Annotated in this window: 9 protein-coding genes and 3 pseudogenes; 5 read left to right on the forward strand and 7 right to left on the reverse strand. The window is 70.3% G+C overall.

The features are described from left to right. Positions 1–143: 143 nt before the first annotated feature. From ACFXDJ_RS13825 to ACFXDJ_RS13835, 3 genes are all read right to left on the reverse strand, one after another. Entirely contained in the window at positions 144–1,217 is a 1,074-nt protein-coding gene (locus ACFXDJ_RS13825; RefSeq protein WP_384662408.1) for a M14 family metallopeptidase, read from the reverse strand. A 10-nt stretch (positions 1,218–1,227) separates the two neighbouring features. Further along, a complete protein-coding gene (locus tag ACFXDJ_RS13830) occupies positions 1,228–1,542 on the reverse strand; it encodes a hypothetical protein (protein WP_384662411.1) in 315 nt (104 codons plus the stop codon). Between the two features lie 73 nt (positions 1,543–1,615). Continuing rightward, positions 1,616–2,359, reverse strand: a complete 744-nt coding sequence (locus tag ACFXDJ_RS13835) for a TetR/AcrR family transcriptional regulator (RefSeq protein WP_384662414.1) — start codon at positions 2,357–2,359, stop codon at positions 1,616–1,618. A 135-nt stretch (positions 2,360–2,494) separates the two neighbouring features. Between ACFXDJ_RS13835 and fusA the strand changes: the two are divergent. From fusA to ACFXDJ_RS13850, 3 genes and pseudogenes are all read left to right on the forward strand, one after another. Beyond that, a pseudogene (gene fusA, locus ACFXDJ_RS13840) lies at positions 2,495–3,376 on the forward strand (elongation factor G); the annotation flags it as partial. Between the two features lie 486 nt (positions 3,377–3,862). Continuing rightward, positions 3,863–4,939, forward strand: a pseudogene (locus tag ACFXDJ_RS13845) (S8 family serine peptidase); the annotation flags it as partial. Between the two features lie 21 nt (positions 4,940–4,960). Then, entirely contained in the window at positions 4,961–6,331 is a 1,371-nt protein-coding gene (locus tag ACFXDJ_RS13850) for a serine-threonine protein kinase (RefSeq protein ID WP_384662417.1), read from the forward strand. A 34-nt stretch (positions 6,332–6,365) separates the two neighbouring features. Here ACFXDJ_RS13850 and ACFXDJ_RS13855 read toward each other — a convergent pair whose 3' ends face one another. Beyond that, positions 6,366–6,965, reverse strand: a complete 600-nt coding sequence (locus ACFXDJ_RS13855) for a TetR/AcrR family transcriptional regulator (RefSeq protein WP_384662419.1) — start codon at positions 6,963–6,965, stop codon at positions 6,366–6,368. Positions 6,966–7,063: 98 nt separating this feature from the next. Between ACFXDJ_RS13855 and ACFXDJ_RS13860 the strand changes: the two genes are divergently transcribed. After that, on the forward strand, positions 7,064–7,501 hold the full coding sequence (locus ACFXDJ_RS13860) for a DoxX family protein (protein ID WP_384662421.1): 438 nt from the start codon (positions 7,064–7,066) through the stop codon (positions 7,499–7,501). A 41-nt stretch (positions 7,502–7,542) separates the two neighbouring features. Here ACFXDJ_RS13860 and ACFXDJ_RS13865 read toward each other — a convergent pair whose 3' ends face one another. Beyond that, entirely contained in the window at positions 7,543–8,139 is a 597-nt protein-coding gene (locus ACFXDJ_RS13865) for an ankyrin repeat domain-containing protein (protein WP_384849074.1), read from the reverse strand. Between the two features lie 87 nt (positions 8,140–8,226). Next, positions 8,227–8,802 (reverse strand): heme-binding protein, encoded by a 576-nt coding sequence (locus ACFXDJ_RS13870; protein ID WP_384663926.1) that lies wholly within the window; start codon positions 8,800–8,802, stop codon positions 8,227–8,229. A 238-nt stretch (positions 8,803–9,040) separates the two neighbouring features. On the opposite strand from ACFXDJ_RS13870, the pseudogene ACFXDJ_RS13875 reads away from it, so the two are divergent. Further along, positions 9,041–10,253, forward strand: a pseudogene (locus tag ACFXDJ_RS13875) (sensor histidine kinase). Positions 10,254–10,258: 5 nt separating this feature from the next. On the opposite strand, the gene ACFXDJ_RS13880 reads toward ACFXDJ_RS13875, so the two are convergent. Continuing rightward, the gene (locus ACFXDJ_RS13880; protein WP_384663928.1) at positions 10,259–10,705 is read right to left on the reverse strand and encodes a hypothetical protein; all 447 of its coding nucleotides are present in this window, start codon (positions 10,703–10,705) and stop codon (positions 10,259–10,261) included. Positions 10,706–10,881: the final 176 nt, after the last annotated feature.

Here is a 10,881-nt window from a genome sequence, read left to right on the forward strand (position 1 = left end):
AACCTGTTTCACCACCCCACACACGGTTTGGTGGTCCCCCATACAATCCCAATTCTACCAAACCACCGTCCCTGTTCTCTTTTTGTTTGTGCGCCCCCCCCGGGGGGGGGGGCCCCCCCACCACGTGCGGCACTAGGTGAGAACTACGAGAGGGCGGTCAGACAGAACTGCACGAGCCCGGCGTCGACATCGAGGACGATCTTCTCCATCTCCGCCCACGGCGGGTGGAAGCTCTTGCCCCACTCGACCGTGAAGGCCAGGATCTTGCCCTTCTGCGCATCGACGATGTGGCGCGCGTAGGAGTAGTCGTCGCTGGTCCCGCAGGTCGGGTACAGGTCGAAGGCGGGCTGCGGGGCGTACATCTTGCCGCGTACGCCCTTCAGCGCCTTGCAGAACTGCTCGGCGAGCACCGCGGAGTCGTCGGCGTCGGTCTTCGGGACGAACTCCGCGTAGAGCAGGTCGTTCTTCAGTCCGCGCTTGCCGTCGAAGGCGGGGTTCTGGAAGTTCCTGGACGGATCGATGGACTGGTTGTTGTCGTCGCCCCACACGTAGAGCATGTCCTGGGTGTAGCTGTGCACGTCGACGAACCAGCGGGTCCTCGGGAACCGGTCGAGCAGCCAGCGGACGTTGCGGGTCTCGGGCTCCGAGAAGGGGCTGGGTCCCTGGTAGACCTGATCGGGGTCGGCCGGGTCGGCCGAGACCCGGACCGGGGCGTCCGGGTGGAAGGCGGTCTCGAAGTCGAAGAGGTGGTCGTAGTTTCGGTTGATGTCGACGCCGATCGAGGCCGGGTCGCCGCCGGACTGGGCGGGATTGCGGTTCCTGCGCCACATCGGTTCGACGGTCTGGCTGTAGTGCCGGCCGTCCGGGTTGACGAGCGGGAACACGACGATGTCGAGTCCGTCGAGGAGGCCGCTCACCTGGGCGGAGGTGAAGCCCGTACCGCCGTAGGCGAGGCCCGTACCGCCGCTCTGGGCGTGCAGCAGGTCGGCCGCGAAGTTGACGAGGATCTCGCAGCTGCCCCATTCGCGGGCATGTGCGCCGCCGATCAGTACGACGGCATCGTGGGTCCCTCCGGGAGCGCTGCCGATCCGCAGGGCCTGCGAGGCCCGGCCCTCGAAGGTGAGCTCGGGCAGGTCGACGAGTTCGCACCGGCCCGGGAACGCGGCGGCCAGGCTGCTGACGCCGGACGCGACCTCGGTGATGTTCAGGTACGGCATGGCGTCCCTCCTAGCTGTCCTCCACCTTGAGGGCGAGTCCCTGCGGAACCGCGTCCTCGGGAGCGAACCGGTCTCCCTCGCCGACCTCGGCCTGGCGGGCGCGTCCGGTGGCGGTGGCGTCCTCCAGGGTCGTGACCGTCACGCCCTCGCGTACGAGGGCTTCGGCCTTCTCCGGGGACACGTAGGCGTCGAAGCCGAGACTGCCGTCCTGGGCCCGGCCGACCCGCCCGCCGACATCGGGACGGGTATCGCGCAGGAGGGCGCGCAGGGTGTCCGCGTCCTTGGCCGTGACCCGGACGCGCAGGATCGTGTACTCGTTGGACATGACGGGCCTCCTTCGGGCGCCGTCGGCGTATGTGCGGGCACGTAGACGTATGTCCGATGTGTACCTCGTATTCTCAGCGTGCGCTCGGGCCGTAGAAGGAGTCAAGCGGCGCCTCGGGCACCTGGCTGAGCAGGCTGTCGAGGCCCGAGATCAGCTCCTGCTCGTCGTCGTACTCGGCCAGTCGCGGGACGAGCGAGCGCAGCCGCGGGTACTCGGAGGCGGGCAGCCGGTGCAGACCCAGGCGCAGCATGAGGTCCGGCTCCTCGGGGTTGTCGACCACCTGGCGCTTGTCCACGAGGAGGCAGCCGAGGTTCCAGGCCACGAAGGCGCGGTAGACCGTCAGTGTGGTGGCGTCGTCGAAGCCGGCCCGGCCGAGCACCTCAAGGATGTGCTCGGTGAGCTGGAGCAGAGGTGTGGGGCGCCTCGCCATCGGCACGCTGAGCGGGCGGGTGGCCACTACGGGCAGGATCTCGGGGTGGGCGTGTACCGCGGCGGCGAAGGCGCGGGCGATCCGGCGCAGTTCGGCGCGCCAGGACGGGTCGCCCGGGCCGGTTTCCCGGCCGGCGGGGACGGCTTCGGCCGAGGTCCGCAGCCGGTCGTTGACCTCGGCGAAGAAGGCCTCGACCAGGCCGTCGAGCAGGGCTTCCTTGCCGGCGGTGTACCGGTAGATGGCCATCGGCTCCACGCCCAGGTCGGCGGCGAGACGGCGCATGGTCAGCCCGGCGAGCCCCTCCCGGTCGACCAGGGCGACGGCTGCGGCCAGCACCAGCGGGCGGCTCAGGCGCCCCCGCCTGTCCGGGGTGTCCCGCTCAACCATGTCAGCACTCCCATCGCGGGCGGGCCCTGCGCATGTAGGGATACCATGTAAATATAGTACATACTTGTACAGAATATCCGGTGAGTCATGGATATCGGCTCTTCCCCAAACGTCGAGGGCGCCATGAGGCGTACAGACATCCCCACCGCGGTCCTCGAAGTCGTCATCGAGCCCAGGTCGAAGGGTGACCGGGAGAGGCTGGACGTCGCCCTCCGGCGCCTCGCGGAAGACGACCCCTCTTTCCGCGCCCACTCGGACGAAGAGACCGGTCGGACCGTCCTCGGTGGTATGAGCGAGCTGCACCTCCAGGTGTTGGTTGACCTCATGAAGCACGAGTTCAAGGTCGAGGCCGACGTCGGCGAGCCGCAGGTCGTTTACCGCGAGACGATCTGCAAGACCGTCGAGCGTCAGGAATACACCCACGAGCAGCAGGCCGGCGGGACCGGTCAGTTCGCCAAGGTGCAGATCACGATCGAGCCCATCGAGCCGACCGGGGGAGCCGAAGCCCCGTACGAGTTCGTGAGCGAGGTCACCGATGGCCGCATCCCGAAGGAATGCGTCGAAGCGGTGGATGTGGGCGTACGGGAATCCATGGAGTCCGGCGTCCTGGCCGGCTACGAGGTCACGGGCGTCCGCGTCATCCTTCTCGACGGTGACTACCGCGAGGCCGACTCCTCCGAGCTCGCCTTCAAGGCCGCCGGTTCGCAGGCCTTCAGGGAGGCCGAGCGCAAGGCCTCGCCCGTGCTCCTCGAACCGGTGATGGCCGTAGAGGTCACCACTCCCGAGGAGTACATGAACAACGTCATCGGCGACCTCAACTCCCGACGCGGCCAGATCCGCGCCTTGGACGAGCGTCCCGGTTCTCGCATCGTGAAGGGCCTCGTGCCGGTGTCGGAGATGTTCGGCTACGTCGACGACCTCCGCAGAAAGACCTCGGGTCGCACCAGCTATGCGATGCAGTTCGACTCCTACGCCGAGGTCCCCCGGAACATCGCCGAGGCGGTCATCGCCAGGGCCGCGCAGGCGCGGAGAGCCGTCCCGGCTCCGAGTGGCGGTCCGGTGTCTCCCCCCGTCGAGCCCGTCGCCCGCGAGCCGTTGCTCCACGCCGGGGTGATCGCCATGCCGCTGCTCGAAGAGCAGACGCGTCTGCGCATGTCCCGTGAGCCGGAGCCCGAGGCGCTGATTCCGCTCCTGCTGGAGCTCAACCGGGGATTCGCGCCGGGAGGCGTCGACGGGGCTTGGAGACGTCTTCAGGAAGTCTGGCAACTGATGGGTGGCGGCGCCCTCAAGCGCGTCAGCGAGGACTTCGCCGCCGGCGAGCTCTCCTTCAGCAGGGTCAAGGAACTCGTGACGGACGATCAGAGTTCGGCCAGCGGACCGGACTCCGCGCTGCACCGGGTCTGGCCGGACTTTCCCGTACACCCGCTGATCAACGAGTCGGCCCACACCGTCAAAGCGGACACGGCGCGGCGCACCTTCGACAGTTGCGGCGAGAAGATCGTCTGGGCGGTGATCGACTCCGGGATCTCGGAAGCGCACGCGCACTTCGATTCCTACCCGGGTCTCCACGGAAAGTCCCTCTACGGCGAGGACGTCCAGGGCGGCAGGATCGAAGACCTGCATCAGGACTTCACCGGCGGATCGAGTCCCCTGACGGATGAGAAGGGCCATGGCACGCACGTCGCGGGCATCATCGCGGGCGGCCTGCCGACTGCCTTCGCGGACGGGCAGGGCCATCCCCCGCGCGTGTTCCGGGAGACCACCGACGAGTCCGGGGAGGGCGGTCAGCTGGTGGAGCAGAACGACATCGACCCCGCTGCTCTGAGGGGGATGGCACCCGCCGCCAAACTCGTCAGCCTGAAGGTGATCGAACCCGGGGCGGACGACAAGGCCCGCGTGGGCCGGCTGATAGAGGCCCTCACATGGGTGCGAGACAAGAACGGCACGGGGTCCGCGTTCCGGATCCACGGTGTGAACATCAGCATCGGACACGACTTCCCCGCGAAGTGGCACGCCGCCGGTTACAGCCCGGTCTGCACGGAAGTGGACAAACTCGTGCGCTCGGGCGTGGTGGTCGTCGTCGCCGCGGGCAACACGGGCTACGGAATCCTGACGCCCGACCCCGGCATGGGCGCGAGCGCCACGTACACGGTCCTGCAGGCGACGATCAACGACCCGGGCAATACCGAACGTGCCATTACGGTCGGCTCGACGCACCGGAACCTTCCGCACAGTTACGGGGTCTCCTATTTCTCCTCCAAGGGGCCCACGGGGGACGGGCGGTACAAGCCGGATCTGGTGGCTCCAGGTGAGCGCATCGTGTCGTGCGCCGTCGGGAAGAGCCGGCCCGCCGGCCTGCCGGAGTGCTGCCACGCCTACACCGAGCTGACCGGGACGAGCATGGCGGCCCCGCACGTGTCCGGAGCCATCGCGGCGTTCCTCTCCTCGCAACGCGAGTTCATCGGAGATCCCGAACGGGTGAAGAGGATCTTCATGGAATCCGCGACGCCGCTGGGGCGATCGCGGTATTACGAAGGCGCGGGGCTGATCGATCTCATGCGTGCCTTGCAGTCCATCTGACCAGCCGGGAAGGAGACGGGCATGCCCGGTACCAGCACACCTCCCCATTGGGAGGTCACCTTCGACAGTGAGGGCGATCCCGATGAAGCTCAACGAGACGCCCTGCTGAAGGGCGTAGAGGACGAGGCGATCACGGATCTCGTGGTCTTCTCACACGGCTGGAACAACAGCCCGAGCACTGCCACCATCCTCTACGACCGCTTCTTCTCGCCGTTTCCCTCGCTCCTGGACGGACGCGGCTCCACGGCCAAGGTCGGTTACGCGGGCGTCATCTGGCCGTCGATGCGCTGGACGGACGAGCCCATCCCCGACTTCGCCGCGGAACCCGACGGAGCGCCTCCCCCCGACCCGGACGGCGCCGCCTCATTCGGAGGGGCGGGGGCGGGGGTGGGGCGAACACTGCCGCAGGGTCTCGGGCAGGAGACGCAGGCCGCCCTGGACAAGGCCTTCCCCGGCCACACGGACACGATCGAGAAGCTGGCCGGGCTCCTTGAGGAGCGGCCGGCGGAGAGCGCCCGGCTCGACGAGTTCTTCGAGCTGGCGAAGTCGCTGACCGAGGACGGAACGGAAGGCGTGGACAACGAGGGTGAGGCGGGCCGGCAGCCCGAGATGCTGATGGACGATCCGGATCACGTCTTCGGAGGCTTCCTTCCCCTTCTGACGAGGGTCGGCGTGCAGTTCCCCGCGGCCGACGACGACGCGGCTTCCTTCGACGGGCTGCGGGGGCTGTGGAACGGCGCCCGGGAGATGTTGCGCCAGACCACCTACTACCAGATGAAGCAGCGGTCCGGACTGGTCGGCCGCCAGGGCCTGGGCCCGGTGCTCGCCCGGTTCCAGGAAGACCCCCGCTTCTCCGGCCTGCGAGTGCACCTGGTGGGACACAGCTTCGGTGGCCGGCTCGTGTCGTTCGCGCTCAAGGACCTGCCCGATCAGGGCTCCTGCGTGCATTCCGTGACGCTCCTGCAAGCGGCGTTCTCACACTTCGCCTTCGCCGACCGGCTTCCGTTCGACCCGGCGAACAGCGGAGCGTTGCGCGGCGCCCGGGACAAGGTCTCCGGCCCCATCGTCGCGTGTTTCTCGGTGCACGACCACGCGGTGGGAACGTTCTACCCGATCGCCTCCCGCCTCAAGGGCGACGACGCTTCGGGACTGGACCTCGTATCCCGATGGGGTGCGCTGGGTCATGACGGCATCCAGGGGATCGACGGCGTGTCCACCACGCCGATCGGAGCCGTGGCCGCGATGGCCGACGGGTTCGCGTTTCCCCCGAAGGGGTACGCCAACGTGGACGCCGCGTCCGTGGTCTTCCGCGGAGGACCGCCGAGCGGGGCGCACAGCGACATCTGCCACCCCGAACTCGCCTCCGTCGTGCTGGCCGCCGGCCGGATCTGAATCCGCGAACGCGCCCTAACGGACCGAACCCGCCCTACCGGACGAGGAGCCGGGTGACCTGCCGCGCCATGGCCTCCGGGTCGGCGTCCGGCGGCAGCGGGAGACTGTCGCTGAGCCGCAGCGCCGTGAACCCGTGGACCAGCGACCAGGCCGCCAGCGCGGCGATCTGCTCGTCCCCGTCTCCCGCGCGCGCGGCCAGGAGGGCCGCGCCGCCGTGCAGCGACTCGGCCGCGCGGGCCCGGGCGGCGATCAGGTCGGCGGCGTCCGGGCGGCACAGGGCGGGCTGGAACATCACCTCGAAGTGCCCGCGATGGGTCAGCCCGAAGCGTACGTAGGCGACGCCGACCTCGGCGAAGTCGCCGGTCCGCTCCCAGGTGGCGTTGAGTACGTCGGCGAACAGGCCGAACCCTTCGACGGCCACGGCCGTCAGCAGGCCGGCCTTGTCGCCGAAGTGGTGGGCGGGTGCGGCGTGGGAGACCCCGGCCCGTCGGGCGAGGTCGCGCAGGCTCACCGCGGCGGCGCCGGATTCCTCGATGGCCTCGACGGCCGCGGTCAGGAGCGCGCGGCGCAGGTCGCCGTGGTGGTAGCTCTGGCGGTCTGCGGCGGGGTGGGATGCGGAGGCGGGGGTTGTCATGGGACCGAGCCTAACCCAGATCTAGGCATTGACAAGATGACCGCGGTCGGTGAATCTTTCCAGTGTCAAGATGTTGGAATCGGATGGATGGACACGCAATGGCTCCCTTGATCGTGCTCGTCGTCGGCTGGATCCTGGCCCGCATCGCCGGACTGCTCGGCCTCTCCGCCCTGGACGGCTGGCAGCCCGCGCTGTGCGTCGCGTTGGCATTGATGTTCACGCTCACCGGCGTCGGCCACTTCACGGGCCGCCGGGCCGAGATGATCGCCATGGTCCCGCCCGCGCTGCCCCGGGCGGACCTGCTGGTGACGGTCACCGGCCTGCTCGAACTGGCCGGAGCGGTCGGCCTGCTGCTTCCCGCGACCCGCCCCTGGGCCGCGATCGCGTTCACGCTCATGCTGCTGGCGATGTTCCCCGCCAACGTCCACGCCGCCCGGTCCGGGCTCACGCTCAACGGCAAGCCGGTCATGCCGCTGGTCCCGCGGACGCTCCTCCAGGTGGCGTTCCTGACGGTCTGCGTCCTCGCCGCGCTCTGACCCGTCGTCGAGGTGGCGCGGGTGACGGCCGGACCGGGGATCTACCGTACGGACCTCAGTAGGCCGGCGATGTGGGTGAATCCGCGGCGCTCCGCGTGTTCGAGCGCGGTGATGCCGTCGCCGTCCGGAAGGTGCGGTGTGGCGCCGGCGGTGATGAGCAGTTCCACGACCTCCTGGTGCGCGCGGCCGCCGTCGCCGAGGATGACCGCTTCGAGCAGGGCGGTCCAGCCGAGCCGGTTGACGTGGTCGACGTCGATGTCGGTCTCGCGGAGCAGGGCCCGTACGTAGTCGACGTGCCCGCGTTCGGCGGCGGGGATCAGGGCGATGCCGCCGAAGCGGTTGCGCAGGGTGAGGTCGGGGCGGGCCGGGAGCAGGGCGCGCATCATGCGGACGCTGCCGGTGACGCCGGTGACCAGCCAGGGGCTGTCGTCGCGGTCGTCCTGGGCGTTCGGGTCGGCGCCTGCGGCGACGAGGACCTCGGCCGCCGCCACGTGGTCGGCGAGGGCGGCGAGCAGGAGCGGGGTGCGGCGGTGTTCGTCGCGGGCCTCGATGGCGGCGCCGGCGGCGAGCGCCGCGCCCACCGCGTCGGCGTCGCCCGCGGTGGCCGCGGCCAGCAGGGCCTGGTCGGCAAGGGGCATGGGGGTTCTCCTCCGGTGCGTCAGCATGTCGGTGGGCTCGGGCGCTGTCTGTTACTCGTTCGCCTGCTTGTTCGCCTGCTTGTTCGGCTACTTGTTCAGCGCCGCGACACCGGCCTGGGCGAACTTCTCGTCCAGGTCGCCGGAGGGTGCGCCCGCGACACCGATGCCCGCGATCGGGGCGTTCTTCGAGGTGACCGGGGCGCCGCCGCCGAGGAAGAGGGTGCCGGGGATGTCCCTCAGGGTCGGCGTCTGGGCGAGGCGGCCGGCCAGTACGGAGGTCGGGGCGTTCCAGGACACGGCGGTGTACGCCTTGCGCTGGGCGGCCTCGTAGGACTGCGGGCCCGCGCCGTCGCCGCGCAGCGTGACGATGGTGTTGCCGTTGCGGTCCACCACGGCGACGGTGACCCGCTGGTTCTCCTTCTTCGCGGCGTCGAGCGCGGTCTGGGCGGCCTTCGTGGCGGCTTCGACGGTCAGGTGGGTCGACTGGGTCAGGTTCTTGTTCTTGGCATCCGCCTTCGCCTCGGTCTGGGCGGCCGGGGCCGGCGCCGTGGCCGGGGCCGCGCTGGCGGCGTAGGCGCCGAAGCCGCCGAGGGCGAGGGCGGCGATCAGGGCGCCGCCGGTGACGGCACGGGTGCGCTTCGAGACGTTCTTGACCTGCTTCATGTGTGCCAGCTCCTGGATTCGATGAGGGGACGGGGCTCGTCCGGTTCCGTTCTCGGCTGCCCCGCTCGGACATCAATCCTGGGCCCGCCGGCGGCCCCGGCCCGTCGGCGGGCCGGCTGGATGCGGCGGGCGGGAGGGGTGACACGCCTGTCATCCGATCGGTTGACCCCCACACCGCCCCCCTCGGCGACAATGTGACTGTTTGTCCAGTTCAGGGACCCTATGTCAAGAGGTGTGCATGCGCGTTTCCGGCAGCGATCCGGACGACCGGTGGCTGGCGCTCGTCATGCGCGTGACGTTCTTCGTGCTGGTCGGCACGTCGATGGTCCGGTTCGTCCAGCGGCACACGCAGGAGGCCCGCGCCCCCTGGGTGATCGCCCTCGCCGTCCTGGTCGCCGTCCTCTACCTGCTCGGCCCCGCCATGGCGGTCAAGGCGTACCCGGCCCACGGCCGCGCCTTGGCCTCCGGCTCCCCAACTGGCCTGGCTGGGCGTGGTCGTCACCGCGTGGGCCGTCCTCGTGCTGCTCGCGCCCAGCTTCGCGTGGGTCGCGGTTCCCCTCTTCTACTCCGCGCTGCGCACCCTGCCGCCCGTCGCCGCGTTCGTCCTCGTCGCGTTCCTCACGCTCCTCGTGATCTTCGCGCAGCTGACGCTGGCACCCCGCTTCAACCTCGACCTGGTGATCGGCCCGGCCGCCGTCGCCGCGCTCACCACCGCCGTCTTCCTCCACATGGAGCGGTTGGCGGCCCGTCAGCACGCCCTCATCGACGACCTCGTCCGCACCCGCCGCGAGCTCGCCGCCACCGAGCGCAGGGAAGGCACCCTCGCCGAACGCCAACGGCTGTCCATGGAGATCCACGACTCGCTCGCCCAGGGCCTGTCCAGCCAGCGGATACTGCTCCAGGCCGCCGACCGGACCTGGGACACCGACCCGGCCAAGGCCCGCGGCCACATCCGCACCGCCGCGTCCATCGCCGAGCTCAACCTCGCCGAAGCCCGCCGTTTCGTGCACGACCTCGCACCCGCCGACCTCGCCCACGGCGGCGACCTCGACGCCGCGCTGCACTCCCTCGCCGAACGGGAGTCCGGCGCGGGACTCACCGTGCGCGTCCACATCGACGCGGGCGGGCGGATCGCCCCGCTGCCCGAACGCGTGCAGTCCGCGCTGCTGCGCATCGCCCAGGGCGCGCTGGCCAACGTACGGGAGCACTCGGGCGCGACCACCGCCGCGCTCACCCTGACCCGGCTCGACGACCAGGTCGTCCTCGACGTCGCCGACAACGGCCACGGCTTCGACCCCGCCGCCCTCCCCGAGGCCCCGTCCGGCCTGCGCGGACACGGCGTCCCGGCGATGCGGGCCCGGATGCGCCAGCTCGGCGGGACCCTGACCATCGAGTCGGCGCCCGGAGAGGGCGCCGTGCTGACGGCTGCCGTCCCCGTCCCCGCCGCCTGAGGACGTCAGGCGGCGTTGGAGCGGGCGCTGCCCGTGTCGGTGCACAGGGCCCAGATGATGAAGACGCCGATGGCGATCGAGATCAGGGCCCAGAGCGGGGTGTAGGGCAGCCACAGGAAGTTGAGGACGATGTCCAGCGCGACGATCGTCACGCCCGTGACCCGGGCCCAGGCCGCGCCCTTGAGGATGCCCGCGCCGACGACCGCGAGCACGATGCCCACGACGAGGTGGATCCAGCCCCACGCCGTGACGTCGAACTTGAACGTGTAGTCGCCGACGCGCGCGTAGACGTCGTCCTTCGCGATGCCGACGATTCCCTTCAGGATGCCGAGGACGCCTTCCACGAGCATCAGGACTCCGGCGAACATGGCGCCGCTCGCCGCCCACGGGTTCTGCCCGTCGGAGGCGTACCTGCTGTCGGGGGTCCTGCTGGGGGGCGTTGTCTGGGCCACGAGAGGCTCCTTCGTCGGGCGGGACGCCGGGCGTCCGGTCCCGCCCAGCGTCCGTGGCAGGGGCGGGCGGGGACATTCGAGCGCCGCCGATCGGGTGAATCCGGATCCCGCCCGCAGCCCGGTACACCGGTACGCCGGAAGGGGGGGCCGGGGGGGGGGGCCGGGCGCCCGAGGGC

This window comes from Streptomyces sp. NPDC059443 (assembly GCF_042750105.1).
GTDB lineage: Bacteria > Actinomycetota > Actinomycetes > Streptomycetales > Streptomycetaceae > Streptomyces.